The sequence below is a fragment of the Streptomyces sp. IMTB 2501 genome (assembly GCF_001953885.1).
Lineage (GTDB): Bacteria > Actinomycetota > Actinomycetes > Streptomycetales > Streptomycetaceae > Streptomyces.
In genome coordinates this window covers 1-24,967 of record NZ_MQUS01000056.1, presented here as the reverse complement: position 1 = coordinate 24,967, position 24,967 = coordinate 1, and the positions used below count along the sequence as shown (strand labels likewise).

The window sequence follows — 24,967 nt, the reverse complement described above, 5'->3', positions numbered from 1 at the left end:
TGTGTAGTGGGGCGCGGGCTGCGGCTCAGCGCGCGTCGTCCGGCAGAAGCCGGGCCAGAGTGCGTACGGCGCGGTACTGGAGGGTCTTGATGGCGCCCTCGTTCTTGCCCATGACGCGGGCGGTCTCGGCGACCGAGAGGCCCTGCAGAAAGCGGAGTGTCACACACTCCTGCTGCTGCGGGTTGAGCCGGCGTACGGCGTCGAGGAGCGCGGCGTTGGAAAGCGACTCAAGGACGGAGTCCTCCGGGGAGCGCTCGACCTCGTTGGCGTCGAGCATCTCGCCGGTGGTGACCTCCAGGCGGAAGCGACTGGACTTGAAGTGGTCGGCGACGAGGTTCCGGGCGATCGTCACCAGCCAGGCGCCGAAGTCGCGGCCCTGCCAGGTGAAGGTGCCGATCCTTCTGAGCGCCCGCAGAAAGGTCTCGCTGGTGAGGTCCTCGGCGGTGGCCCGGCTGCCTACGCGGTAGTAGATGTACCGGTACACCGTGTCGCTGTACTGGTCGTACAGCCGGCCGAAGGCTTCGGCCTCGCCCGCCTGGGCGCGTTCGACCAGGTCCATCATCCGGGCGCTGTCGCTGTCGGCGGCCGGTCGGCGGGTGGTGGTGGCGCCCGCGCCGGCGGAGCGCCCTCGTCTGCCGACGGCGGCGCTGCCGTCGGCCAGTGCGTAGCACGGGCCGGTGGGCATGGCGGCGGCGAAGGCGGGGACGGCGTACGCGGTGGGGACGAGGCCGCGCAGCGTCTCTTTGACCGTTGCGACTGTTGCGCGCAGCGTAGCCAGGCCCGAGGCGTCAACCCCGACGTGTGGGTACACGGGACTCCCAGAGGCAGAGCTTCCATCACGTGCAGTGCGGGACCGTTCACCCGTCGTAGCGACGGAGAGGTACCGGTTTGCGTCTGAGGAGAATAACGCTTCGTGCAGGCACTGCTACACCGAGTTGCTCAAATCATCGATTGCGTCGCTTCTGTTACCGATTGACGGCCTATCAAGTGCCGCAGCATGATCGGTTGTTGATCGGAAAGGTGCGGCTTTCGGTGAAGTACAGGGCGTGTTGAAATGGCCGCGGCATAATTCGGGCGCGCGTGGCGCCCTGGAGGGGCGCGGGGAATGCGGGGGTCGGGGGTGCTGCGGTTCCCTGGGGGAGCGACCGGCCCGCCACGCACCCGCACTCGGCAATGGCCCATGCTCCCGGCGGCGATCAGCCCTTGGACGAGCGGATACCGGTGCTATCGGCGGCGTCGGCTCAGTGCGATCGCGGCTGCGGTGCCACCGGCGACCGCGCCGACGCCCGCCGCCGCCGGGATGCCCACCTTCGCCGCCTTGCGCCCCGTGCGGTAGTCGCGCAGGCGCCAGTCCTTCTCGCGGGCGTGTTTGCGGAGCTTGGCGTCGGGGTTGATGGCGTAGGGGTGGCCGACCAGGGAGAGCATGGGGATGTCGTTGTGGCTGTCGCTGTAGGCCGCGCAGCGGGAGAGGTCCAGGCCCTCGGCTGCCGTCAGGGCGCGTACCGCCTCCGCCTTCGCCGGGCCGTGCAGCGGCTCGCCGACCAGCTTGCCCGTGTAGATGCCGCCCACCGACTCCGCGACCGTGCCCAGCGCGCCCGTGAGGCCGAGGCGGCGGGAGATCACCTGGGCGATCTCCACCGGGGCCGCCGTGACCAGCCATACCTTCTGACCGGCGTCCAGGTGGGCCTGGGCCAGGGCGCGGGTGCCGGGCCAGATGCGGTCGGCCATGTACTCGTCGTAGATCTCCTCGCCGATGGACTCCAACTCGGCGACCCGGTGGCCCTTGACGATGGACAGCGCCGAGTCGCGGGCGTCCTGCATGTGCTCGGGGTCCTCGACGCCGGCCAGCCGGAACCAGGCCTGCTGCCAGGCGAACCTGGCGAGGTCGCGTGTCTCGAAGAACTTCCGCTTGTACAGGCCCCGGCCGAAGTGGAACAGCGCGGCGCCCTGCATCACGGTGTTGTCGAGGTCGAAGAAGGCGGCCGCCTTGTCGTCGCCCCGGACCGGGAACTCCGGTTCCGAGTCGGTGACCTGCGGAGTTTCCTGCGCTTCCTGCGAGGACTTGCGGGCAGCCTCCGCCGAGGCCTCGCCTGCCAACACGCTGCGCGCCGTGGCGGAGCGCCTACGGGGGGTGAGCCATCCGAGAGCGGCCATGTCGTGAGCATAGCCAGTTTGTTCGGTGCTTCCTCGGTCGCCAGGGTTTGAAGGGTGTGAACTCTCCGCGACCGGGCCGTTAAAGGGCTGATCAGAAGTGTGCACGGCAGGCGCGAGAATGGCCGGTATGAGTCCACTTTTCCGGCGCAAGGCCGACCCCCGTGAGCGGCTCGTCACGCTGATCCGCAAGCCCGGCTGTCATCTGTGCGACGACGCACAGGTCGTGATCGAGAAGGTCTGCGGCGAACTCGGTGTGACCTGGGAGCCCAGGGACATCACCGAGGACCGTGCCCTGCACGACCGGTACTGGGAGCAGATCCCGGTCGTACTGATCGATGGAGAACAGCACACCTTCTGGCGCGTGAACGAGGAGCGGCTGCGACGGGCACTGACCGACTAGTCCAAACCAGCCCGAAAGTCGCTTAGGATCGACGGCGGTCTGATCTCGGGGGCGGGATTCGTGAGGAGCGTGTGCGGTTTTGCCCCCAGTAACGAAGGAACGTCGGTGCGTATGCGCCGGTTCCCGACGAGGGCGTGAAAGGCGCGTGACCCCGGTCACTTCTGCCGGGCAAATCGGACACCATCTTTGTGCACGCGTTCACAAAGACATAGCCTGCTGTCGACGGGGCGGTCTGGGGACGTATGACCGCCTGCAGCCCCGCTCTACCCGCAGGAGCACCGTGGCAACTGGCCGAACACACCGACCGGCGACCCGTAGCCGAGGGATTCCCGAGGCCACCGTCGCCCGGCTTCCGCTGTACCTCCGAGCCCTGACCGCACTGTCGGAGCGCTCGGTACCCACGGTCTCCTCCGAGGAGCTGGCGGCCGCGGCGGGGGTCAACTCCGCCAAGCTGCGCAAGGACTTCTCGTACCTGGGCTCCTACGGAACGCGCGGTGTCGGCTACGACGTGGAGTATCTCGTCTACCAGATCTCCCGTGAACTCGGCCTGACCCAGGACTGGCCGGTTGTCATCGTCGGTATCGGTAACCTCGGCGCCGCCCTGGCCAATTACGGCGGGTTCGCCTCCCGTGGCTTCAGGGTCGCGGCCCTCATCGACGCCGATCCGGCGATGGCCGGAAAGCCGGTCGCCGGCATTCCGGTGCAGCACACGGACGACCTGGAGAAGATCATCCAGGACAACGGCGTGTCCATCGGTGTCATCGCCACCCCCGCCGGCGCCGCCCAGCAGGTCTGTGACCGGCTCGTGGCCGCCGGGGTCACCTCCATCCTGAACTTCGCGCCGACCGTGCTGTCCGTCCCCGACGGTGTCGACGTGCGCAAGGTCGATCTCTCGATCGAACTCCAGATCCTCGCCTTCCACGAGCAGCGCAAGGCCGGCGAGGAGACCGCCATGGAGACCGCTGTGGGCGACGGCGCGCAGCCCGCCGCCACCCGTGGCGACTCCACCGATCAGGGGCCCGACGGGGACGTACCCGCCGTGATGCCGGCATGAGTCTCCTCGTCGTCGGACTGAGCCACCGCAGCGCGCCGGTGAGCGTGCTGGAGCGGGCCGCGCTGAACGCGGACGCCCAGATCAAGCTGCTGCAGGACACGGTCGCCGCCGAGCCGGCCACCGAGGCCGCGGTGCTCGCCACCTGCAACCGCATCGAGCTGTACGCCGACGTGGACAAGTTCCACGCCGGTGTCGCCGAGCTGTCCACGCTGCTCGCCCAGCACAGCGGTGTGGGACTGGAGGAGCTCACGCCCTATCTGTACGTCCATTACGAGGACCGGGCCGTTCATCACCTCTTCTCGGTGGCGTGCGGGCTCGACTCGATGGTCGTCGGCGAGGGTCAGATCCTCGGGCAGATAAAGGACTCGCTGGCCCAGGCGCAGGAGCTGCACACCGCCGGCAAGCTGCTGAACGACCTGTTCCAGCAGGCCCTGCGGGTCGGCAAGCGCGCCCACTCCGAGACCGGTATCGACCGCGCCGGGCAGTCCCTGGTCACCTTCGGCCTGCAGCAGCTGGCCGTCGGCGGAGCCGTCGAGGACTGGGCCGCGGGCAAGAATGCGCTGGTCATCGGCGCCGGGTCGATGTCCTCTCTGGCCGCGGCGACGCTGGCGCGGGCCGGGGTCGCCGAGGTCGTCGTCGCCAACCGCACCTTCGAACGCGCCGAGCGGCTCGCGCAGATACTGACCGAGGCCGACGACAACGCGGTGGCCGCCCGTGCGGTACGGATGGACGCCGTACCGCACGAGCTGACACGTGCCGACGTCGTCGTCTCCTGTACCGGGGCGACGGGCCTGGTGCTCACGGCGGAGGCGGTCGCGCACGCGGTCGAGGGCCGTACCGGGCAGCCGGTCGTCGCCGAAGCCGCGGACAGTGGTCGTACGACCCCGAAGGCCCCCGTCGCCCCGCTGCCGCCCACCAGCGTCGGCAGCGACGAGAACTGCCCGCTGGACCTGGCCGCCGTACAGCCCGGCTTCTCCCTCATGGGCGAGGCCGCCGTCGCCGGTATGGACGCGGCCACCCTGGAGCAGCACGCGGCCTGGGTGGCGGGCGGGACCATCGACCGCCGGGAGCGCCGTACGCCCGAGGCGGACGCCGAGCTGATCACCGCGCTCGCCGCGACCGCCGCCACGGTGGGCCGGATCCCCGAGCGGCGCAAGCCGGAGCCGGTGGCCGAGCGCCCCGCGCCCTTCTTCTTCCTCCTCGACCTGGCCATGCCCCGCGACATCGACGCGGCCGTGCACCGGCTGGCCGGGGTGCGGCTGGTCGACATCGAGTCGCTGGCGGAAGCCTCCGCCGACGCGCCGATGGCGGCCGATGTGGACCAGGTCCGGCGTATCGTCTCCGACGAGGTCGCGGCCTTCGGCGCGGCACAGCGGGCGGCGCACATCACGCCGACCGTGGTCGCGCTGCGCACCATGGCCGCCGACGTCGTCGCCAGTGAGATCGCGCGGCTCGACGGCCGCCTGCCCGACCTGGACGAACGCCAGCGCGGCGAGATCCGGCAGGCCGTGCACCGGGTCGTCGACAAGCTGCTGCACGCGCCGACCGTACGGGTCAAGCAGCTCGCGGCCGAGCCCGGCGGCGCCGGGTACGCGGACGCGCTGCGCACCCTGTTCGACCTCGACCCCGAGACGGTCGCCGCCGTCTCCCGGGCCGGGGACAGCACAGACAAGAAGGACCGACCGGCATGACTGACAAGGCACCCCTGAGGCTGGGGACCCGGCGGAGCAAGCTCGCCATGGCCCAGTCCGGTCAGGTGGCGGAGGCCGTCCGCCAGGTGACCGGGCGGCCCGTCGAACTGGTCGAGATCACCACGTACGGCGACACCTCCCGCGAGCAGCTGGCGCAGATCGGTGGCACCGGCGTCTTCGTGACGGCGCTGCGCGACGCGCTGGTGCGGGGCGAGGTCGACTTCGCGGTTCATTCGCTCAAGGACCTGCCCACCGCGCAGCCCGAGGAACTGGTCCTGGCCGCGATACCGCAGCGCGAGGACCCGCGGGACGTGATCATCGCCCGCGATGCCCTCAAGTTCACGGACCTGGCTGCGTCCTCCCCGAAGGGGGCTGCCCGCATCGGCACCGGTTCGCCGCGCCGCATGGCACAGCTGAACGCGTACGCCCGCACCCACGGCCTCGACATCGAGACGGTCCCGATCCGGGGGAATGTGGATACGCGGATCGGGTATGTGCGGGACGGCGAGCTGGACGCCGTCGTGCTCGCCGCGGCCGGACTGTACCGGATCGGCCGCATCGACGAAGTGACCGACTTCCTGTCGGTCGACACGGTTTTGCCCGCCCCCGGCCAGGGGGCACTGGCGATCGAGTGCAGGGCGGGGAACACCGCCCAAGACACTGCCCTCATCGCCGCGCTCGGTGAGCTCGACGACCCGTTCACCCGGGTCGCCGTGACCGCCGAACGGTCACTGCTCGCCGCCCTGGAGGCCGGCTGCTCCGCCCCCGTGGGCGCGCTGGCCGACCTCCTGGCCGACGGGCAGATTGTCAAAGAAATGCGCCTGCGCGGCGTCGTCGGCACGACCGACGGCACTCGTATGGTGCAGCTGTCCACCACCGGTTCCGTGCCCCAGACGGAGACCCAAGCGATGGCACTCGGTCGCGAACTCGCCACCGAGATGCTCGCCCAGGGCGCGGCCGGTCTGATGGGGGAGCGAGCACAGTGAGCCCCACCGCCCTTCCTGCCGCCGGTCCGGAACACGGGCACGTCACCTTCCTGGGTGCCGGACCCGGAGATCCGGGACTGCTGACTCTGCGCGCCGTGGAGGCGCTGTCGAACGCGGACGTCCTGGTCGCCGAGCACGAGGTGCTCGACGTGATCCGGACGCACGCCCGACAGGGCGTCTCCGTTGTGCAGACGGACGCGAATCCCTCCGCGATCTCGCCGCCGGGCACGGGCACGCCCCAGCTGACGGTTGTTGACGGCACGTCAACAACCGCCGCTTTCCCGGCCGCTGCCCGGGATGCGGCTCATCTTGTCATGGAGGCTGCGCGGGGCGGCAGGCGGGTCGTCCGTGCGGTGTCCGGGGACCCGGGACTGGATACGTACGCGGCCGAGGAAATGCTCGCCTGCGCCGCAGCCGGGGTGCCCTTCGAGGTCGTCCCCGGTGTCGCGGCCGCGGTCGGCGTGCCCGCGTACGCCGGGGTGCCGCTGCGGGACGCGCAGGGTGCGGACGTCCGGTTCGTGGACGCCCGTACGGCCTCGGACCGGTGCTGGACCGAGGTGGGCTCCTCCGACGGCACGGTCGTCGTGTCCACGACCCTGGACGCGGTGGCCGCGGCGGCCGGTGAACTGGTGTCGGCGGGCCGCAAGCCCGACACCCCCCTGTCGGTGACGATCGCCGGTACGACGACCCGCCAGCGCACCTGGACGGCGACGCTCGGCACGATCGCGCAGACGCTGAAGCAGGCGAAGGTGCTGCCGTCGCCGGACGGCGGGCGGCCGGTCATAGCCGTGGTCGGCGAGCGTTCCGCCGCTGCCCGGCGCGACCAGCTGTCGTGGTTCGAGTCCAAGCCGCTGTTCGGCTGGAAGGTGCTCGTGCCGCGTACGAAGGAGCAGGCGGCGTCGCTCTCCGACCAACTGCGGTCGTACGGGGCCGTACCGCACGAGGTGCCGACGATCGCGGTGGAACCGCCGCGCACGCCTCAGCAGATGGAACGTGCCGTCAAGGGCCTGGTCACCGGGCGGTACGAGTGGATCGCCTTCACGTCGGTCAACGCGGTGAAGGCGGTCCGGGAGAAGTTCGAGGAGTACGGCCTCGACGCGCGTGCCTTCGCGGGTATCAAGGTGGCCGCGGTGGGCGAGCAGACCGCGAAGGCGCTGGTCGCCTTCGGCGTGAAGCCGGATCTGGTGCCGAGCGGGGAGCAGTCGGCCGCGGGTCTGCTGGAGGACTGGCCGCCGTACGACCCGGTGTTCGACCCGATCGACCGCGTCTTCCTGCCGCGTGCCGACATCGCCACGGAGACGCTGGTGGCCGGGCTCATCGAGCTGGGCTGGGAGGTCGACGACGTCACGGCGTACCGGACCGTGCGGGCCTCGCCGCCGCCGGCGGAGACGCGGGAGGCGATCAAGGGGGGTGGCTTCGACGCGGTGCTCTTCACGTCGTCGTCCACGGTGCGGAACCTGGTGGGTATCGCGGGCAAGCCGCACAACGTGACGGTGATCGCGTGCATCGGTCCGGCTACGGCGAAGACCGCTGAGGAGCACGGTCTGCGCGTCGATGTCATGGCTCCGGAGCCGTCCGTGCACAAGCTGGCGGAGGCGCTGGCCGACTTCGGGATGAAGCGGCGCGCCGCCGCGGTGGAGGCGGGGGATCCGGTGACGCGGCCGAGCGAGCGGCGACCGGGGGCGCGGAGGCGTCGTACGACGACGTGAGGTGTGGCGGGTGCCCTGTCCAGGGCACCCGCACGCTCAGTGGTCGGCGGCGTACGGCAGGAAGGTCGCCCAGGCGGTGGGGGTGAGGGCGAGGCGGGGGCCGGTGGGGTTCTTGGAGTCGCGGACGAGGATCTGGTCGGGGACGGTGGCCACCTCGACGCAGGACGGGCCGTCGTCCGAGCTGTAGCTGCTCTTCATCCACTTCAGCTTGAGGCTCATGTCTCTCCAAGTACTTTGTCGATCAGGGCCAATGACTCCCGTGGCGTGAGAGCCTGCGCTCGGATGATCCCATAGCGCATGTCGCCGACGGTGGTCTCCTTGGGGTTGCAGAACACGCGGCTGATGAACGCTGCTTCGCTCAGTGCCACGGTCGCCCCGTCCTTGAGTTTCAGCAGCCGGAAGGGGCCGCCGAGCCCCGAGTTCTCCTCGCTGCTGAGGGGGAGGACTTGCAGGTCGACGTTGGGCAACTGGGCCACCTCCAACAGCCGTTCGAGCTGCCCGCGCATGACCATCTTGCCCCCGATCGGTCGCCGTAGCGTCGACTCGCACAGCACAAAACTGAAGAGTGGCTCGGCCGTTGCGGTGCTGATGATCTCCTGGCGAGCGAGTCGTGCGGCCACCTGTCGCTCCAACTCATCCACTGTGAAGGGCGGTCGCCGAGATCCGATGACGGCCCGCGCGTACTCCCGGGTCTGGAGGAGCCCATCCACAATCGAGTTGTTGTAGGAGCAGATCTCCACTGCTGCGGCTTCCAGCCGCTTCACGTCCCGGACCTTCTTCGGGTACCGAAGCTCCGCCACGTCCTGCTTCATCGCCGCGATCTTGCCGCCCGCGGCCAGCACCTCGTCCGCCGCGTCCAGGTACTCGGGCCGTGGAATGCGTCGTCTCCGCTCCACCGAGGAAACCAGCTCCTCCCCGTAGCCGATGGCCGTCCCGAACTCCGCCTGGGTGAGGCCGGCTGCCTCCCGCCACAGCTTCAGTTGCCGCGAGACCGTCCGCATGACGGCTCCAGCCTCGTCGTCCTCCAGCCCCGCGTCCCAGTCGCTCACGTCCGCCGTCCCTCCCGTCACCAGTCACCCCGTACGGCCCGGACGTGACCGGACACCGCACGGACAGCCCCCGTCCGCACGGGTCGCCGTTCTTCACAGGCTATGCACGCCCGGACACGCTGAGTGATGTGAACGAGCAAATCTCCACCCTCGGCACTCCGGTGCACCAGTTCGTCGTCCCGCTCTCCCCGGCCCGGCGCGGGGCCCGGCTCGCCCGGCTGCTCGCGGCCGAGCAACTGGGTTCCTGGGGGCTGCCGTTGGACCCCGCACGGCTGGTCGTCGCCGAACTCGCGGCGAATGCCGCACTGCACGGCAGGGTTTCCGGCCGGAGTTTCCGGCTCGCTCTCACGGTGACGGAGCAGAGGGTGCTGCGTATCGAGGTCACCGACGCGCGTAGGGACGCGGAGCCCGTACGGGAGGGCGTCGTGGCCGAACCGGCCGAGTCCGGCTACGGCCTGTTGCTCGTCGAGGAGTTGGCCGACCGCTGGGGCGTGCGGCACGGACCGGTGCCGTGCAAGACGGTGTGGGCGGAGATCGATACGGCCGACGCGTCGGCGCACTTCGCACCGGAGCCGGGGAGTCCGTGATCCGGTGGTGCAGGGGCCGGGGTTGCGGGCCGTAAAAGACCTAAGAACCCGGGGAAAATACCAACCAACCAAACCAAACCCCGCGTAGGTCACCCGGCCGGGTGAATGCGGTCGATCCGGCTGGCGCGGCGGCGGCTCGGGCATGCAGTCTCACCCCGAGGCATATGCGCCTCGCAAGACACAAGCCCCATACATGCATCGGCCCCCGCCGGGACGGCAATCCCAGTGCGAGGGCCTGACCAACGAGGAAGCAGGACCTTCCCCATGGCTGAGAAGAAGCCTAACGCCGCCCTGCGCCCGATTCAGGGTGTTCGCCGATCCACCACCCACTCCGGTGTCACCCACGTACGCACGTACCAGTCCGGTCAGTACGTGGTCGTCGGCAACCACCTCGCCCAGCACCGGGAGCTGTCGCTGACCGCCATCGGACTCGCGACCCACATCCTGTCGGTGCCCGAGGGCACCCCGGTCGACATCCGCAGCCTCGCCGACCGCTTCCCCGAGGGACGGGAGCGGATCGCGTCCGCGCTGCGCGAGCTGGAGGCACACGGCTATCTGGCGCGGGTCCGCGAGCACACGGAGTCGGGCCGCCTGGTCACACGGACGTACGTCCACCACACCCCTGCCAACGGTTCCCCCGCGCCCCTTCGTGTGGCCGGGCGTCCCGCGACGACCCGTACCCACGGCCGCCGGCCCGTGGCAGGCGCGGAGGTAACGGAAACGCCCAAGGAGGACGACCAATCGCCCCACCGGGACACGCCCGAACCCGAACCCGAAGCCGGGTCGAAGGAGCGCGGCCCCCGCGACCGGCATCACGACAGGGCCGTCGCCCTGCTCGCGGGCCTGCGCCGTACCGACGAACGTCTCGCCCTTTCCCAGCGACAGGTGGACCGACTCGCTCCCGCAGTCGCCGCCTGGTTCGAGGTCGGAGCCACGGACATCGCCGTTCACAGCGCCTTGAGTGCCGATCTCCCCGAGGACATGCGGCACCCGGCCGGTGTGCTCGCCTACCGGCTCGATGCGATGTTGCCGGTACCCCTCCCCGCCCGCCCCGCGCCCTCACCGGCCACCGGGGTGGCCACCGGACCCGTCCGTCGATCCGAGCCTCTTCAGAACTGCGACGGCTGCGACCGCGCCTTCCGCTCCCCACGCCCCGGCCGTTGCCGCGACTGCCGTGCTGACCGGGCGGTGCCGAGCGAGGGGGCATGCGTCGCATGAGGCTGCTGTATCGGTCCGTTGCCGCTGCGCAAGCCGCCCGCCGCAGGGGGAGCCGTTCCTATACTTGCGGCATGGACCAGGAGCTGGAGCGAGCCGCCCTTGTTGCGCTGCTGCGGCGTGACGATCGCCCCTGGTCCGAGGTCACCGACCAGGTGGAGACGGTCGGAAGCGCCCGGGATGTTCTCGAAAATTCACTCGATCTCTCGGGGCAGGGAACGCTCTTCGGCACCGGGCCCTGTGTCGATCTGGAGAAGGTCGCGGCGGAGATCGCCGACTGGGAGCGTGAGGGCATGCGGCTGGTCACGATCCTCGATCCTGACTATCCGCTCTACCTGCGGCTGGTCCATCAGCGTCCCCCTCTGCTGTTCCTCCGGGGAACGACGGCCGACGACGACCTGCGCGTCGCTGTCGTCGGTACCCGCACGCCCACCCCGGAGGGCGTCGCCCATGCCCGTGCGATCGCGGGGGGTCTCGCCGAGCGCGGTGTCACCGTCGTCAGCGGGCTGGCGGCAGGTATCGACACCGCCGCGCACGGCAGTGCGCTGGCCACCGGTGGCCGCACCGTCGCCGTGATCGGAACCGGTCTGCGCCACGTCTACCCGGCCCAGAATGCACGGCTCCAGCGGGAGATCGCCGAAAAGGGGCTGCTGATCTCGCAGTTCTGGCCGGACGCCCCTCCCTCGAAGACGTCCTTCCCCATGCGCAACGCGGTGATGAGCGGTTACAGCCTGGCCACCGTCGTGATCGAGGCCGCGTACCGCAGCGGCGCCCGGATGCAGGCCCGACTCGCGCTGGAGCACGGCCGCCGGGTGTTCCTCATGCGCTCTCTGATGTCCCACGAATGGGCGAGGGAGTACGCCACCAGGCCCAACACGACTGTCATCGACGGCCCGGACGACGTCTTCCGCCACCTCGACTCCCTCGTCCCCACCACGGGCGAGCTGACCTGGACCTGACCGGCGGACCAGCGTGGCAACCGTCGTCGGGCTGTCCGCCCGCTACGCCAACTTTCTGGTCCACCCGCTGCTGCCCGGCCCGGGCGTGTGTCGGGTCTGCCGAGGTCCTGCCAAGGTCGGGTATCGAACCTGTCTGCGGTGCAACGAGGCCGCCAAGCTTCTCGGAGCGGGAATGGCCGACGCCGTCGTTCCTGTCAGCCTGGCCCTCAAGGGCGAGCAGTACGCCAACGAACTCTGGCGCTATAAGAACGCGGCGGGACCTCAGCGGCAGCACTTCCGCATGGGGCTCGCAGCTGTTCTATGGCGCTTTCTCGCTCTGCACGAGGAGTGCATCAGTACTCACTGCGCGGTGCCCTCCTTCGGCATCGTGACCACGGTGCCCAGCACCAGTGGGCGTCCGGGCCATCCCCTGCGTGCTTTGGTCGCCGAAATGGCCGGGGTCACCCGGGACCGCCACCGCGACTTGCTCGCCCCGACACCGGAGGCGGCCCACCTGGGCCGGGCGGCCTCTTCCAGGCGCTATGCGTCAACGGCACTCCGGGGTGAAAACGTCCTGCTCATCGATGACACCTGGGCCACCGGCAACCACGCGCAGTCCGCAGCGGCCGCGCTGAAAGCGGCCGGTGCCGGCAGTGTGGCCGTCGTGGTTCTCGGTCGCCACCTCAACGTCGACTACGGCGACACGGCCGAGCACGTCGCGCAGGCGCGATTACGCCGCTTCTCCTGGGGCGCGTGCCCGCTGCGTCCCTGGGACCACTCCTGACCAGGGTCGCGGGAGGCCGAGCGGGCGGTGGAGGTGCCCGCCCGGCCGTTCCGTGACTACGCCGCCGTACCGCCCGCGTAGTCGCTGTCGAACGTCGTCTCGATCGTGCTCGCCACCGGCTGGGCCACGCCCGTGCCGGTGAGGATGATGCCCAACTCCCTGTTGCTGCTCAGGGAGTTGCTGCTGATGTTCATGGAGCCGGCCTCGACCTCCTGGGTGGACAGGCCGTAGTCGGCGACCATCGCCTTGGCGTGGATGTAGAAGCCGCCCGGGTCGGAGTAGCCGACGACCGTGCCGCCGGCGGCCTTGATGGCGGAGACCTCGCTGGAGTAGCTGGAAGGATTCTCCAGGACCACGCGGACCTTCACGCCTGCCTTGGCGCGGGCCACGATCGCGTCGACCACCGTGCTGTCGCTGAACTCCAGCTCCTCCACGTCGAGCGTCTTGGCCGCGGAGTTGATGAAGGACACCAGGCGGCTGCGTGAGTCGGTGGGGGACCACAGGAGGTGGTCGCCGTCGGTGGGGGTGACGGACGTCGCCGTGTAGTCGGCGTCGAAGACCTTCTCTATCGCCGCCACATCCCTCGTGTCGTCGGTGAAGACGCCGTAGTCGCGGCCGGTCGTGTAGTACTGCGAGGTCAGATTGCCGGTCAGGACCAGGGACTTGGTGCCGTCGACCGTGATCGTCTTCTGGTGGGTGTAGACGTAGGCGGAGGAGGACCAGACGACGCCGACGCCCGCGTTCTTCAGGGACGTGTAGGCCGGGTTGTTGGCGCTCTGGTGCTGGCGGTCGAGGATCACGCGGACCGTGACGCCCTTGTTCTTCACGGCTATGAGGTCGTTGACGGCCGTGGTGTCCTCCAGCTCGTACATGGTCATGTCGAGCGTGCTGGTGGCCGAGTTGACGAAGTCGTAGATCGTGGGCTGGCCGCCCGTCCGGGAGAAGGCGAACGCCGAGTAGCTCGCCGCGTTCGCGGGGACGGCGGTGGCGACGACGGCGGTGCCGGCGGCGAGGGCGATGGCCGCGCGGGTGAGGACCTTCCGCAGCATGCGTGACTCCTGATGGGTGGGGAGAGTTCGCCGGAGTGGGGGTGGCGCGTGCATGACACCACGCGCGTAGAACGCTGGGGAGTCGCGCGGATCCAGGGACAGCCAGGAGAGCGTAAAAACTCTCTATGGAGGTTCTGCTGTGCCCCTCTTGGGCCGACAGGGCGTCGGCAAAGGCGGGGGCCGACCGGGCGTAGCGTAGAAGGCATGACGAAGTACGGATCGTTTCCCGGCTCACGTCCCCGGCGGCTGCGGACCTCGCCCGTCATGCGCCGCATGGTCGCCGAGACGCGACTGCACCCGGCCGACTTCATCCTCCCGGCGTTCGTCCGGGAGGGCGTGAGCGAGCCCGTGCCGATCGCCGCCATGCCCGGTGTCGTCCAGCACACCCGCGACAGCCTGAAGAAGGCCGCGCTGGAGGCCGTGCAGGCCGGGATCTCCGGCATCATGCTGTTCGGCGTGCCGGAGGAGGAGAAGAAGGACGCACTCGGGACTCCGGGGACCGACCCGGACGGGATTCTCCAGGTCGCCATCCGGGACGTGCGCGCCGAGGTCGGCGACGACCTGCTCGTCATGTCCGACCTGTGCCTGGACGAGACCGTCGACCACGGGCACTGCGGGGTGCTGGACGCCGAGGGCCGCGTCGACAACGACGCGACCCTGGAGCGGTACGCGGAGATGGCGCAGGTGCAGGCCGACGCCGGTGCGCACGTGGTCGGCCCGAGCGGGATGATGGACGGCCAGATCGGCGTCGTCCGCGACGCGCTCGACCAGATCGGGCGCGAGGACGTGGCGATCCTCGCCTACACCGCCAAGTACTCCTCCGCCTTCTACGGCCCCTTCCGCGAGGCCGTCGCCTCCTCGCTCCAGGGCGACCGCAAGACCTACCAGCAGGACCCCGCCAACTGGCGTGAATCCCTGCGGGAGTTGGCCCTGGACCTGGAGGAGGGCGCGGACATGGTCATGGTCAAGCCGGCCGGGCCGTACCTCGACATCCTCGCCCGGGTCGCGGACGCCGTGGAGGTGCCCGTCGCCGCCTACCAGATCTCCGGCGAGTACTCGATGATCGAGGCCGCCGCCGAGAAGGGCTGGGTCGACCGGGACCGGGCCATCTTCGAGACCCTGACCGGCATCAAGCGGGCCGGGGCACGGAACATCCTCACCTACTGGGCGACCGAGGCCGCCCAGAAGCTCCGCCAGTCCCCACTCACCAGTTGAGGGCGTCGTCCGCGTTCTGCTGCCAGTACGTCATCGTCAGCGAGCTGTCGTAGTAGACGCCCTTCGCCGGCAGGGCCGGGGTCGCGGAGGGGCCGCCGTCGCTGTTCGGCGTGCGGCCCTGGAACATCACCGTCAGCCTGTGGCCGGTCGTGCCGCCCTGGCCGCTGCCGTCGGCGGCCGACAGCAGCACACCCGCGTATCCCGACTCGCCGGGCGCCAGGGTCGTCACGGCCTGCGGCTGGGTGTCCTTCGCCGCCTGCGGGGCCCACTGCATCTCGTCGAAGCGCAGGACCGGGTAGTACGTCAGCTCGCAGGTCTTGGCGCCGGTGTTCCTCACCGTGATCAGCATGTGGTTCAGGGGCCGGGAGACCGGCCGGGCCGTGACGGTGGTGTTCGCGCCGTTGCACAGCACGACCGGGCCGCCGGTGCCGGTCGTCCTGGTGCCGCCCGTCCTGGTGCCCGGGGCGTGGGTGCGGGTCACCGGGGTGCTGTTCGCCGTCCCTGCGCCGGCCGCGGTGGTGGGGGTGGCGGAGGGCGTCCGGCCCGCTGTCGTCGTCGGTGACACCGGCCGCGAGGCGCCCTCGTCCTTCGTCCCCGTCCCGTCGCCACCGCACGCGCTGAGCGCGAGGGCGGCCACCGCGGTGCCGGTGGCGGCGAGCAGACGGATGTGGCGCATACGCATGGCAAGTCCTCTTTCGGGCTGGGCCGGTTGGCGTGTTTGGATGAGCCACAGCCTGTGCGGAGCCTCGTCCCGGCGGCCAGAGGCACCGGGCAATCCGGGACACTGGAACGGCCACATAGGCTCTGACCTGGGAAAACAGTCCCTCCCTGGAATGCCGGGCTGGGACGAGGGGGGAGGGGGAACGGTGGCGGACGGCACCATGGACAGCGATTTCGCTGACCTTCTGCGGGAGTTGAAGAACCGCTCCGGGCACAGCTACGGCACGCTGGCCAAGCGGCTCCACATGAGTACGTCGACGCTGCACCGCTACTGCAACGGCGACGCCGTACCGACCGACTACGCCCCCGTGGAGCGCCTGGCCCGCCTGTGCAAGGCCACGCCCGAGGAACTCGTGGAGCTGCACCGGAGGTGGGTGCTGGCGGACGCGGGGCGGGGGAGGAAGCAGCCGGTGCAGCAGGGGGCGCCGGAGCCGGCGGTGCCTGTCCAGGAGCTGGTGCCTCAGGTTCCGGATGTCCCCGAGCCGGTGTCCCAGGCGGGGGTTGTCCCGGAACCGGAACCGGAACCGGAACCGGACCCGCAGCCCGAGTCGGGTGCCCGCCCCCGGCGTCGTACCCGGACCGTTCTCCTCGCCGCCCTCGCCTCCACCGCTCTGCTCGGCAGCGTGGCGCTCGCCCTCACCCTCCCCTCCGGCGGCGCGGAGGCGGACGGAAGGGGCGGCCCGGCCGGCGCCGCACGGCAGCACGCACCGGGCGCCGGCGCCCCGCACGCGACGGACTCCACCCGCTCGGCCTCCCCGTCCCCGTCCAGGACCTCGCCCCAGGACCCCGGCACGCCGTCCGGGGACAGGGCGATCGCTCCGCACACGGGCCGTACGCCCGACGACGGCGGCACCGGCGCCGCCCCGCCCCTGGCGGTCACCACCCACCCCTACGCCTGGCAGGACCCCTGCTCCCAGCACTATCTGATCGACCGCGCCCCGGCCGACGTCTCCCCGCCCCCGCTGGAGCAGGACGCGCCCGCCTGGGTGGCCGTGCACAAGGCGGTCTCGGCGGGGGAGCAGTACGTCACGTTCACCGTGCAGGGCACCGGCTCGGACACCGTCGTCCTGGAGGGGCTGTCGGTGCGCATGGCCGGCCGGCGGGCGCCGCTCGCCTGGAACGACTACGCCATGGGCTATCCGGGCGTGGGCTGCGGCGGGGGCGTGCCGACCCGGGCCTTCACGGTCGCCCTGGACGCCCTGCGCCCCGCGGCCGTACCGGAGGCCGGTCACCAGGGCTTCCCGTTCAAGGTGAGCCGGTCGGACCCCGAGGTCTTCTACGTCACGGCCGATGCCTCCGCGTACGACGTCAGCTGGTACCTGGAGCTGTCGTGGTCCAGCGGGACGCGCCACGGCACACTGCGGATCGACGACGGCGGCCGCCTGTTCCGCACCAGCGGCAACAACGGGCGGCCCGCGTACGCCTTCCCACTGGGCGGCGAGAAGTGGGAAGCGGAGTCGGGTACGGACGCGAGCTGACCGTCCGGATCGCGGAATGACCGGTGTAGACAGCACGCGTCTTTCTAGCCTGACAGTTCCCGAGCCGCCCGACAGGTCCCAGGGCAGAAGTCCCAGGACCGAAAGAGAGCCGCGCCATGACCGTCGCCCAGCCCGCCCCGGCCGACACCACCGCCCCGGCCCACGCCTCCTTCCTGGCTCCCGCCCCCGTCCCGCCGCTCGCCGCGCGTGTCCGCAGGGTGGGCGGTTCGCCCGTGCGGGACATCCTCGCGGTCACCGCGCGCCCCGAGATGATCAACTTCGCGGGCGGGCTGCCGGCGCCGGAACTCTTCGACCGGGACGGCATAGCGGCGGCGTTCCAGGAGGTCCTTGCGGACACCCCGGCGCAGGCGCTGCAGTACTCCACGACGGAGGGCGAGCCTGCACTGCGGGAGGGCCTGGCCGCGCGGATCACCGCCCGCGGCCTGCCCACCACCCCCGACGGCCTGCTCGTCACCACCGGCTCCCAGCAGGCCCTGTCCCTGCTGGCGACGGCGCTGCTCGAACCCGGCGACACGGTCCTGGTCGAAGACCCCTGTTATCTGGCGGCACTACAGGTCTTCGGCCTCGCGGGCGCGCGCGTGGTGGCCGTGCCGGGCGACGCGGACGGAGTGGACCCGGCCGCCCTGGAGGAGGCGATCCGCCGCGAGCGCCCGAAGCTCCTTTACCTGGTCCCGACCTTCCAGAATCCCACCGGCCGTACGATGCCCGCGCCGCGTCGCGCGGCGGTCGCCGAAGCGGCCGCCCGCCAGGGCCTGTGGATCATCGAGGACGACCCGTACGGCGAGCTGCGCTACGACGGCGAGCGCGTCCCCTGGATCACCGCGCTGCCCGGTGCCGCGGACCGGACCGTGCTCCTCGGCTCCTTCTCCAAGGTGATGGCCCCCGGCCTGCGCCTGGGCTGGCTGCGCGCGCCCGCCGAGCTGCGCCGGGCGTGCGCGGTGGCCAAGCAGGCGGCGGACCTGCACACCCCGACCCTCAACCAGCTCGCCGCCGCCCGCTGCCTGAACGTCCTCGACGCCCATGTGGAGCGGGTGCGGGCCGTGTACGGCGCACGCCGTGACGCCATGCTGGCGGGCCTGCCGGCCGCCCTCCCGGCGGGCTCGCGGTGGAGCCGGCCCGAGGGCGGCATGTTCCTCTGGGCGCGCCTGCCGGAGTCGTACGACACCCTCGCGCTGCTGCCCCGCGCGGTCGAGCAGAACGTGGCCTACGTCCCCGGCGCGCCCTTCTACGCGGGCGAGCCCGAGCGCTCCACCCTCCGGCTGTGCTTCGTCACCCAGACACCGGAGGAGATCACGGAGGGGCTGCGCAGGCTGGGGCGGGGGCTCGGGGGCTGAGCGCCGGACCTTGCCGGGCGGGTCAGTCCCACCAGAAGGTCCAGGTGGGGACGCCGACCAGGCTCTTGGCGTAGTCCCGCAGGCTCGCGCTGCCCTGGGTGATGTTGTCCGGGCAGAAGGCGAAGTGTTCGGCGGCCACCGCCTCCGCGTCGGCGAGCGTGGCGGGCGGGGCCGCGACGGACACCACCAGGGTGTCGAAGCCGAGCCCCACCACCCGCATGCCGAAGCGGTCCTCCCACGAGCGGAGGACGGCGCACAGCCGGGCCACGTCGTTGTCGTGGTTCAGCGGACCGGCCCAGCCGATCGCCGCGGGTATGTCGGCGGACCGGCGGGCCGGGACCAGGGCGAGGTGCGTCTCCCGGAACCACTGGGGCGGGGCGTCCGTGAGCGAGTCGGCCACCTGGGCCGCGCGTGTGTCGGGATCTGCGGTCGGGGTGGGTGCGGGCGCCAGTCCCGGCCACGCGGCCCCGAACGGCTCGACCTCCTCGCCCCAGCCCTCCTCCGTCCAGTCCTCCCAGTACTCGGCGAGGACGTCCTCGGCGTCGTGATCGCCCGGGTAAGACATCAGCCGGGGCATCAGCTCCCACTCCGCGGGTCCGCCCTGGCTGCCTCCCACCCCCACGAGCACCGGCAGCAGACCGGCCCGCGCCGCCGGCACCCCCAGCGCTTTCCAGGTGCCCGGCGCGGCCGCCTTCTCCGCGTGCCACAGCAGAGGCTCATGCCAAGGGCCGTCATCTGTCAGATCGACCAGTCTGCCGGGCGGCAGCTGAAGCCCCAGGGAACGGCCGCTGGGGTCGGTGGCCAGCTTGGGCAGCGGGTTGGGAAGAGTCGCCATGACCGTGACTGTAGAGGCCGCCACTGACAACGCCGTTGGCCCGCCTCTCCGATGAACCGGCCCCCGCCGAACCTGCTCTTACCAGATGATGCTGTGATGGGGACGGGTGACGATGGTTGACGGGTGGCGGAAGGACGGAACGTGCTGAACGGGCGTTACCCGGTGAGGTGGCATATTGTGCTGCTCACCCTGTGGACGGCCATCTGGTTCTTCGTGGCCGAACGCCATGGCGCCATTTCCTGGCACTATCTGAGAACCGGCGAGCAACTGCTCTTCAACCAGGCATCCGGCGGCGGTCTGGCGCTCTACGCCAACCACCCCGACCTGCAGATAGGTCCCGTCAGCTTCATAGTCGCCGGACTCTTCGCACCGTTCCCCGCCGCCGTCGGTGAGAAACTGGCCGACGCGTTCATGTCAGGCCTTGGCCTGTACATGCTGGTCCTGGTCGGCCGCGCCGCCGCCGACTACAACCGGGGCACCGGCCTCAATCACAAACGCCTGCAACAGCGTGTCCTGATCGCCGGAGCCGCCTTCATACCCATGTGGGTCGAGGTCTCGGTCCGCTTCGCCCACCTCGACGACGTCCTGGCCCTCTTCTTCGCCACGCTCGCCGTCCGCGCGCTGGTCCGCGGCAACGCGACGGCGGTGGGCGTCTTCCTGGCCCTGGCGGTCGACTCCAAACCCTGGGCCGTAGGCTTCCTGCCCCTCCTTCTCGCCCTGCCCCGTCCGGCCCGGCTGCGCTCGGCGGCCTGGGCCTTCGGCCTGGTGGCGGTGGCTTGGCTGCCCTTCTATCTGACCCACCTGGACACCCTGCAGGCGGCCCGCTTCACCATCCCCAACCAGCCGGCGTCCTCGCTGCGCTGGTTCGGTGTGAACGACCCCGCGACACCACCGTGGGACCGCCCCGCCCAGATGGCCCTGGGCGCGGCCCTGGGCGCGCTCGCGGTACGCCGCAACCGCTGGCCGGCGGTGGTCTTCCTGGCGGTCGACGCGCGCATCATGCTGGACCCGAGCGTGTACACGTACTACAACGCCTCGGTCCTCCTCGGCACGCTCCTCTGGGACTCCATCGGCCAGCGCCGCCTGGTCCCGTGGGTCAGCTGGATAGCCCTCATCTCCCTCTACGGCAGCGCCCTCGTGGTCCCCTCGGACTCCACCCGGGGCCTCATCCGGCTGGCCTTCTGCATCGGATCGGCGGCGTACGTCCTGCTCTGGCCCCAGCGGACGCCTCGCGGCAGACGGAAGCGGTCGTCACACCGTGAGGAAGTCGACGGCAACCTCATCCGTAGCTGACCGTCGAGCCGCCCGCTTCCTGACCGGGCGGCCAGGGGGAAGCGGCCGGCTCAGGCCCACTGGTCCGGGCCGGCTGCGTTCGCTTCGTCGGCGGAGGGTACGGCCCGATGCCGGGCTGGGCCACTGCTCTTCCGCGGCGGCAAGGCGGTGTGGTGCCCCTTCGCCCTGCCGTAGGCCCTTCCCCCAGGGCCCCGCCGTCAGTGCCTGGTGCCGCAGGACGGGCAGAAGGCGGCGTCGTCCGGGAGGGCGGCGTGGCAGGACGCGCAGTTCGTGGTCTGTGCGAGACGGTGGCCGCAGCCATGGCAGAACGCGCCGCCCCGCGTCTCCGTACGGCAGTTGGGGCAGACGAGCTGGCGCGGGCTCGTGACGTCGTACCCGGCGCCCTGCTGCTGGCCGACGTCGTACGCCCGCTGGGTGACCATGTCGTTCAGCCCCCGCTGCTGCGCCGCCTGCGCCTCCGCCGCGGTGTCCGGGGAGCAGTTCAGGCACAGCCCCTGCCCCGCGTTCCAGCAGCGGGCGCAGACATAACCGGTGCAGCGCGGGCAGCGGTTGAAATGGCCCTGCGCGTTCTCGATCGCGCGGGTGAACGCCGCGTCCCGCTGGCCGCCGAAGCTCGCCCCGGCCAGCCCGTCCGCGGCGTTGGTCACCCCCTGCGTGGCGCTGCCGCCGATGAGTGACCACGCCGCGTTCACGCCCCGGGACAGCCACCCGGCCACCTGCCCGGCCCGGAACGGCTCGAACGGCGAACGCCAGGTGTCCCAGCAGCGCGAGCAGTTGAACTCGAACTGGAAACCCGCCCCCGTACCGTGCTCTATGCACAGGTCACGGTAGTTGTTGCTGAAGTAGATCTCGGTGCCCATGGCGACCGTCCCCCCAGAGAAAGTGAACCCCGCGGGGAGTGTATAGCCGGGTGCGGTCAGACCAGGGTCGTGATGCAGAACGGGTGCCCGGCCGGGTCCAGCAGCACCCGCCAGCGGTCCGGCCGCGGCTGGAACTCCGGCTTACCGGCCCCCAGTTCCAGCAGCCGCTTCTCGGCGATGTCCAGGTCGTCCACGCCCAGTTCGATGTGCGCCTGCTTCTCCTGCGCGGGGTCCGGCCAGGTGGGCGGGCGGTAGTCGGCGAGGCGGTTGAAACCGAGGCCGGTCGCGCCCTCCTTGCCGAGCAGGACGAAGTCGTCGGCGGAGTAGAGGACCGACATGCCGAGCAACTCGCCGTAGAAGCGGGCCATTTCGGCGGGGTCGGCGCAGTCGAAGGTGACGGCGGCGTAGCGGAACGCGGGTGCGGGTGCGGGTGCGGATGCGGATGCGGATGCGGATGCGGATGCGGATGCGGAAGAAGTCTCTGCGGTCATGGAGAGGAACCTAGGACATGACCAGGACAGTTCCGGTCCTGGTTGGGCTGGGCGTGTGCCAGACTCCTGCGCGTGCTCAGCGCGTCCGCCCGCCTTCTCCGCCTCCTCTCCCTGCTCTCCTCCCGCCCCTCCTGGACCTGCGCCGAACTGGCCGACCGCATGGAGGTCACCGACCGCACGGTCCGCCGGGACGTCGCCCGGCTCCGTGACCTCGGCTACTCCGTCGACTCCGAGGCCGGCCCCTGGGGCGGCTACCGTCTGCGCGCCGGCTCCCGCGTACCGCCGCTGATCCTCGACGACGAGGAGGCCCTGGCCGTGGCGGTGGGGCTGAGCGAGGCGGCGCTGGGCGGCGACCAGGCGGCCCTGTCCGCGATGCTGAAGCTGCGCCAGGTCCTGCCCCGGCGGATCGCGGACCGCCTGGGAGAGCTGGACGACGCCTTCGTACGGCTCCCGGGGGCCGAGAAGCCGCAGATCGGCCCCGGGCTGCTGCTGGAGCTGGCGACCGCGTGCCGGCGCGGGGAGCGGGCCCGGCTGTCGTACACCGATGGAGAGGGGCGGAGCACGGTCCGGGACGTCGATCCGTACCGGCTCGTCCACACCGGGCGGCTCTGGTACGTCGTCGCGCGGGACGTGACCCGGGGACAGTGGCGCACCTTCCGGGCCGACCGTGTCGACCGCCTCCAGCCCACCGGCCACCCGGCGGACCTGACCGATCCACCCGACCCGGCCCAGCTGGTCTCCCGCAACATCGCGAACGGCCCCTACCCGCTGACCGCGACCATCCGCGTCCCGCTTCCCCCGCGGGAGGCGCTGCGCCTCGTCCCCGCCACGGTCGGCACCCACCGCCCCGACGGCCCCGACGCGACGATCATCGACATCGGCGGCCCCGACCCGGACGGCCTGGCCCGCTATCTCCTGGGCCTGGGGACACCCCTGCGGGTCCTCGCGCCGGAGGCGGTCCGGGAGGCCCTGGTGCGGCGCACCCGCCAACTGCTGGACGACAACGCCGGACTTCCGGCCATCTGAACCGTCGCACTCGCTAACGTGTCTCCTGGTTGAGGGCGACTTCTTGGGGGCGGCATGGCCGACGAACCTCTGCTCGCACGCCTGCACTTCGGGCGTGAGGACGCCGAGCGGGATGTGAACGACGGGCACGGGCTGTTGCTGCGCGGCGGATTTCTGCCCACCTCGGCCTACAGCGCGGCCGTCGCCGGGCGGAAGATGCTGATCATCGGGCGCAAGGGGTCCGGGAAGAGCGCCATCTGTATGCAGCTGATGGCGGACGGCACCGGACTCGCCGGGAAGCTGCTGGTCACCCCGGACGAGACGGCGGGCGAGGCGATCCGGCGGTTCGAGCCGCAGGGGCTGCCCGGTGACTCGGCGAAGGCGCTGATCTGGCGGTACGTGTTCGCCGTACACGCCGCCCGGCACCTGGTCGCGCACGCGAAGGACGCGCACCGGCGCAGGCCCGGCTCGGTGAAGGCGCTCGTACGGTTCCTCAAGCAGAACGGCGAACTGGACGGCGACCGGCTCGGCGACCGGATGGCACAGGGCGTCAAGGGGCTGCAGACCTCCCTGTCCCTGGACATGTTCGGGATCAAGGCGGGGCTCGATCTCGCCCAGGCGCCGTCCGAAGGCGCCCGTGCGCAGCGGCAGTTGGAGGTCGTGGAGCGGGGCGTGGCCCGCGCCTTCGCCGACCTGGGATGCGAGGAGGCGCACGAGCCGCTGCTCCTCATGGTCGACCAGCTGGAGCTGGTGTGGTCGGCCGAGCCGGACAGCCACTCCATGGTGATCGGGCTGCTGCTGGCCGCCAAGCACGCGGCGAGCCGGTACGGGCAGGCGGTGCGCTTCCTGCTCTTCCTGCGCGCGGACATCTACGACTCGCTGTCCTTCGGCGAGGGCGACAAGTTCCACGGCGACGAGCTGCGGATCGCCTGGACACAGGAGGCGCTGCGGAACCTCGCGCTGGCCCGGGCACGGGCCTCCACCGGCGTGGAGCTGACCGACGGGCAGCTGTGGCGGGAGATCTTCCCGGCGGTCGTGGAGAGCGAGGAGGCACCGGCCCATGTCTTCGGCCGCTGTCTGCCCCGGCCCCGGGACGCCATCCAGTTCCTCAACCTGTGCCAGGAGACGGCCTGGCTGACCCACGGCCGTGACCGCATCACCGAGGCGGACGTCCGCCAGGCAGGGCTGCAGTTCTCCGCCTGGAAGCTGAAGGACCTGTCCCTGGAGTACCTGGTCGCCCACCCCTTCCTGAAGAACCTTTTCCCGCTCTTCCAGAACGCCGGGTACGTCGTCTCCCGTACGGCCCTCCGAAGCCGCTTCGAGGCGGCCGAGGAGTCACTGCACCGGCTGTTCCCCGCCTACGCCGACGCGCTGACCCTCTCCGGGATCATCGACGTCCTCCACGGCGTGGGTTTCCTCGGGGTGCGGCGCGGCAACGACGTCGTGTTCGCCGGCGGCGACGACCTGCCCGTGCAGCCGCACGAGACCGAGTTCCACATCCACCCCTGCTTCCGGGCGGCCCTCGGCACGACCAGCGCGATCGACCTGCGCCGGTACGAGCCCGTCGTGGCGGGCGACCGACTGGTACAGGGCAATGTCTTCGGCTACCAGTCGGTCGGGGTCAGCTACACCAACCGGGACGACCAGCTGCTGAGCGAACTGAGCCGTGCCTGTCACTCCGTCCTCGCGCAGACCGGGCGGGCGGTGGCGCTCACCCAGGACGCCCGGGACGAGATCGCCGGGGAGATCAGCCGCGTCCTGGACGACGTCCACACGAACCCGGCGGGAGCCGCACCGTCCTTCGACGCCAATGACCAACTGCTCACCACCGCCCACTACTTCACCTCCCTCGCCGCTCAGCTGACCGCCAGCGGTCTCACGGAAGGCGCGCAGGAGGTCGCCCACCGCCTGGAGGAGGAGGCCCGCCGACTGCGCCGGCTGGCGGGCGGCTCCTACGGCAGCGGGAGCAACTCGGGAGGAATCTGAGCCACCCTGTGCCGTCGGAGCCGCCCTACGCCGTCAGAGCTTCTCCGGCGTCCTGATGCCCAGCAGAGCCATGCCCTGGTGCAGGGTGCGGGCCGTGATGTCGCACAGGAAGA

The 24,967-nt window shown here is 71.0% G+C and carries 25 protein-coding genes; 15 read left to right on the top strand and 10 right to left on the bottom strand.

The genetic code is table 11. The features are described 5' to 3' along the window. Window positions 1–25 precede the first annotated feature (25 nt). Both AV521_RS44660 and AV521_RS44655 read right to left on the bottom strand, forming a co-directional pair. Entirely contained in the window at window positions 26–811 is a 786-nt protein-coding gene (locus tag AV521_RS44660; RefSeq protein WP_076097667.1) for an ECF subfamily RNA polymerase sigma factor, BldN family, read from the bottom strand. Window positions 812–1,224: 413 nt separating this feature from the next. Continuing rightward, the gene (locus AV521_RS44655; protein ID WP_076097666.1) at window positions 1,225–2,154 is read right to left on the bottom strand and encodes an HAD family phosphatase; all 930 of its coding nucleotides are present in this window, start codon (window positions 2,152–2,154) and stop codon (window positions 1,225–1,227) included. 118 nt (window positions 2,155–2,272) lie between these two features. On the opposite strand from AV521_RS44655, the gene AV521_RS44650 reads away from it, so the two are divergent. From AV521_RS44650 to AV521_RS44630, 5 genes are all read left to right on the top strand, one after another. After that, the gene (locus tag AV521_RS44650) at window positions 2,273–2,554 is read left to right on the top strand and encodes a glutaredoxin family protein (protein WP_107481190.1); all 282 of its coding nucleotides are present in this window, start codon (window positions 2,273–2,275) and stop codon (window positions 2,552–2,554) included. Window positions 2,555–2,834: 280 nt separating this feature from the next. Next, the gene (locus tag AV521_RS44645) at window positions 2,835–3,608 is read left to right on the top strand and encodes a redox-sensing transcriptional repressor Rex (protein WP_076097664.1); all 774 of its coding nucleotides are present in this window, start codon (window positions 2,835–2,837) and stop codon (window positions 3,606–3,608) included. Further along, window positions 3,605–5,299, top strand: a complete 1,695-nt coding sequence (locus AV521_RS44640) for a glutamyl-tRNA reductase (RefSeq protein WP_076097663.1) — start codon at window positions 3,605–3,607, stop codon at window positions 5,297–5,299. Before AV521_RS44645 ends, AV521_RS44640 begins: the two co-directional genes overlap by 4 nt. Further along, a complete protein-coding gene (gene hemC / locus AV521_RS44635; protein WP_076097662.1) occupies window positions 5,296–6,285 on the top strand; it encodes a hydroxymethylbilane synthase in 990 nt (329 codons plus the stop codon). Before AV521_RS44640 ends, hemC begins: the two co-directional genes overlap by 4 nt. Beyond that, entirely contained in the window at window positions 6,282–7,994 is a 1,713-nt protein-coding gene (locus tag AV521_RS44630; RefSeq protein WP_076097661.1) for a bifunctional uroporphyrinogen-III C-methyltransferase/uroporphyrinogen-III synthase, read from the top strand. Before hemC ends, AV521_RS44630 begins: the two co-directional genes overlap by 4 nt. 36 nt (window positions 7,995–8,030) lie before the next feature. On the opposite strand, the gene AV521_RS44625 is transcribed toward AV521_RS44630, so the two are convergent. Beyond that, window positions 8,031–8,213, bottom strand: a complete 183-nt coding sequence (locus AV521_RS44625) for a DUF397 domain-containing protein (RefSeq protein WP_076097660.1) — start codon at window positions 8,211–8,213, stop codon at window positions 8,031–8,033. Next, entirely contained in the window at window positions 8,210–9,043 is an 834-nt protein-coding gene (locus AV521_RS44620; protein WP_076097659.1) for a DUF5753 domain-containing protein, read from the bottom strand. The genes AV521_RS44625 and AV521_RS44620 overlap by 4 nt, the downstream gene beginning before the upstream one ends. A gap of 128 nt (window positions 9,044–9,171) precedes the next feature. Here AV521_RS44620 and AV521_RS44615 point away from each other — a divergent pair, with 128 nt between their 5' ends. The 4 genes from AV521_RS44615 (at window position 9,172) to AV521_RS44600 (ending at window position 12,567) form a co-directional block, all read left to right on the top strand. Beyond that, the gene (locus AV521_RS44615) at window positions 9,172–9,630 is read left to right on the top strand and encodes an ATP-binding protein (RefSeq protein WP_076097658.1); all 459 of its coding nucleotides are present in this window, start codon (window positions 9,172–9,174) and stop codon (window positions 9,628–9,630) included. A gap of 264 nt (window positions 9,631–9,894) precedes the next feature. Beyond that, window positions 9,895–10,848: a helix-turn-helix domain-containing protein gene (locus AV521_RS44610; RefSeq protein ID WP_076097657.1), complete on the top strand. Its 954-nt coding sequence runs from the start codon at window positions 9,895–9,897 to the stop codon at window positions 10,846–10,848. A gap of 71 nt (window positions 10,849–10,919) precedes the next feature. Then, a complete protein-coding gene (gene dprA, locus AV521_RS44605) occupies window positions 10,920–11,804 on the top strand; it encodes a DNA-processing protein DprA (protein WP_076097656.1) in 885 nt (294 codons plus the stop codon). 13 nt (window positions 11,805–11,817) lie between these two features. Next, window positions 11,818–12,567 carry a hypothetical protein gene (locus AV521_RS44600; protein WP_076097655.1) on the top strand — a complete coding sequence of 250 codons (750 nt, stop codon included), beginning with the start codon at window positions 11,818–11,820 and terminating at the stop codon, window positions 12,565–12,567. A gap of 56 nt (window positions 12,568–12,623) precedes the next feature. Here the strand turns inward: AV521_RS44600 and AV521_RS44595 are convergent, their stop codons facing one another. Then, window positions 12,624–13,616: a phospholipase D-like domain-containing protein gene (locus AV521_RS44595; protein ID WP_076097654.1), complete on the bottom strand. Its 993-nt coding sequence runs from the start codon at window positions 13,614–13,616 to the stop codon at window positions 12,624–12,626. Window positions 13,617–13,820: 204 nt separating this feature from the next. Here AV521_RS44595 and hemB point away from each other — a divergent pair, with 204 nt between their 5' ends. Further along, a complete protein-coding gene (gene hemB / locus AV521_RS44590; RefSeq protein ID WP_076097653.1) occupies window positions 13,821–14,831 on the top strand; it encodes a porphobilinogen synthase in 1,011 nt (336 codons plus the stop codon). Here hemB and AV521_RS44585 read toward each other — a convergent pair. Then, window positions 14,821–15,507 carry a DUF4232 domain-containing protein gene (locus tag AV521_RS44585; protein ID WP_076097652.1) on the bottom strand — a complete coding sequence of 229 codons (687 nt, stop codon included), beginning with the start codon at window positions 15,505–15,507 and terminating at the stop codon, window positions 14,821–14,823. The two genes, hemB and AV521_RS44585, sit on opposite strands and share 11 nt — an antisense overlap. Window positions 15,508–15,697: 190 nt before the next feature. Here AV521_RS44585 and AV521_RS44580 point away from each other — a divergent pair, with 190 nt between their 5' ends. Together AV521_RS44580 and AV521_RS44575 are read left to right on the top strand one after the other, a co-directional pair. After that, on the top strand, window positions 15,698–17,029 hold the full coding sequence (locus AV521_RS44580) for a transcriptional regulator (protein ID WP_256725986.1): 1,332 nt from the start codon (window positions 15,698–15,700) through the stop codon (window positions 17,027–17,029). 116 nt (window positions 17,030–17,145) lie between these two features. Next, window positions 17,146–18,384, top strand: a complete 1,239-nt coding sequence (locus AV521_RS44575) for a PLP-dependent aminotransferase family protein (RefSeq protein ID WP_076097651.1) — start codon at window positions 17,146–17,148, stop codon at window positions 18,382–18,384. A 22-nt stretch (window positions 18,385–18,406) separates the two neighbouring features. On the opposite strand, the gene AV521_RS44570 is transcribed toward AV521_RS44575, so the two are convergent. Then, the gene (locus AV521_RS44570; protein ID WP_076097650.1) at window positions 18,407–19,219 is read right to left on the bottom strand and encodes a DUF4253 domain-containing protein; all 813 of its coding nucleotides are present in this window, start codon (window positions 19,217–19,219) and stop codon (window positions 18,407–18,409) included. A 177-nt stretch (window positions 19,220–19,396) separates the two neighbouring features. On the opposite strand from AV521_RS44570, the gene AV521_RS44565 reads away from it, so the two are divergent. Next, on the top strand, window positions 19,397–20,512 hold the full coding sequence (locus AV521_RS44565; RefSeq protein ID WP_256725985.1) for a hypothetical protein: 1,116 nt from the start codon (window positions 19,397–19,399) through the stop codon (window positions 20,510–20,512). A gap of 197 nt (window positions 20,513–20,709) precedes the next feature. Here the strand turns inward: AV521_RS44565 and AV521_RS44560 are convergent, their stop codons facing one another. Beyond that, on the bottom strand, window positions 20,710–21,372 hold the full coding sequence (locus AV521_RS44560; RefSeq protein ID WP_076097648.1) for a zinc ribbon domain-containing protein: 663 nt from the start codon (window positions 21,370–21,372) through the stop codon (window positions 20,710–20,712). Window positions 21,373–21,428: 56 nt separating this feature from the next. Continuing rightward, a complete protein-coding gene (locus AV521_RS44555; RefSeq protein ID WP_076097647.1) occupies window positions 21,429–21,863 on the bottom strand; it encodes a VOC family protein in 435 nt (144 codons plus the stop codon). Window positions 21,864–21,935: 72 nt separating this feature from the next. On the opposite strand from AV521_RS44555, the gene AV521_RS44550 reads away from it, so the two are divergent. Both AV521_RS44550 and AV521_RS44545 read left to right on the top strand, forming a co-directional pair. Next, window positions 21,936–22,889 carry a YafY family protein gene (locus tag AV521_RS44550; RefSeq protein ID WP_076097679.1) on the top strand — a complete coding sequence of 318 codons (954 nt, stop codon included), beginning with the start codon at window positions 21,936–21,938 and terminating at the stop codon, window positions 22,887–22,889. A gap of 54 nt (window positions 22,890–22,943) precedes the next feature. Beyond that, window positions 22,944–24,854: a P-loop ATPase, Sll1717 family gene (locus tag AV521_RS44545; RefSeq protein WP_076097646.1), complete on the top strand. Its 1,911-nt coding sequence runs from the start codon at window positions 22,944–22,946 to the stop codon at window positions 24,852–24,854. Between the two features lie 33 nt (window positions 24,855–24,887). Here AV521_RS44545 and AV521_RS53090 read toward each other — a convergent pair. Further along, a partial coding sequence (locus tag AV521_RS53090; RefSeq protein WP_218639420.1) for a DALR anticodon-binding domain-containing protein occupies window positions 24,888–24,967 on the bottom strand: 80 nt, incomplete at its 5' end.

Coding starts and splice junctions, on each gene's coding strand:
- hemC (WP_076097662.1), top strand. CDS start 5,296: ATGACTGACAAGGCACCCCTGAGGCTGGGGACCCGGCGGAGCAAGCTC.
- AV521_RS44650 (WP_107481190.1), top strand. CDS start 2,273: ATGGCCGGTATGAGTCCACTTTTCCGGCGCAAGGCCGACCCCCGTGAG.
- AV521_RS44560 (WP_076097648.1), bottom strand. CDS start 21,372: ATGGGCACCGAGATCTACTTCAGCAACAACTACCGTGACCTGTGCATA.
- AV521_RS44655 (WP_076097666.1), bottom strand. CDS start 2,154: ATGGCCGCTCTCGGATGGCTCACCCCCCGTAGGCGCTCCGCCACGGCG.
- AV521_RS44625 (WP_076097660.1), bottom strand. CDS start 8,213: ATGAGCCTCAAGCTGAAGTGGATGAAGAGCAGCTACAGCTCGGACGAC.
- AV521_RS44640 (WP_076097663.1), top strand. CDS start 3,605: ATGAGTCTCCTCGTCGTCGGACTGAGCCACCGCAGCGCGCCGGTGAGC.
- AV521_RS44575 (WP_076097651.1), top strand. CDS start 17,146: ATGACCGTCGCCCAGCCCGCCCCGGCCGACACCACCGCCCCGGCCCAC.
- AV521_RS44555 (WP_076097647.1), bottom strand. CDS start 21,863: ATGACCGCAGAGACTTCTTCCGCATCCGCATCCGCATCCGCATCCGCA.
- AV521_RS44545 (WP_076097646.1), top strand. CDS start 22,944: ATGGCCGACGAACCTCTGCTCGCACGCCTGCACTTCGGGCGTGAGGAC.
- AV521_RS44570 (WP_076097650.1), bottom strand. CDS start 19,219: ATGGCGACTCTTCCCAACCCGCTGCCCAAGCTGGCCACCGACCCCAGC.
- AV521_RS44585 (WP_076097652.1), bottom strand. CDS start 15,507: ATGCGCCACATCCGTCTGCTCGCCGCCACCGGCACCGCGGTGGCCGCC.
- dprA (WP_076097656.1), top strand. CDS start 10,920: ATGGACCAGGAGCTGGAGCGAGCCGCCCTTGTTGCGCTGCTGCGGCGT.
- AV521_RS44595 (WP_076097654.1), bottom strand. CDS start 13,616: ATGCTGCGGAAGGTCCTCACCCGCGCGGCCATCGCCCTCGCCGCCGGC.
- AV521_RS44610 (WP_076097657.1), top strand. CDS start 9,895: ATGGCTGAGAAGAAGCCTAACGCCGCCCTGCGCCCGATTCAGGGTGTT.
- hemB (WP_076097653.1), top strand. CDS start 13,821: ATGACGAAGTACGGATCGTTTCCCGGCTCACGTCCCCGGCGGCTGCGG.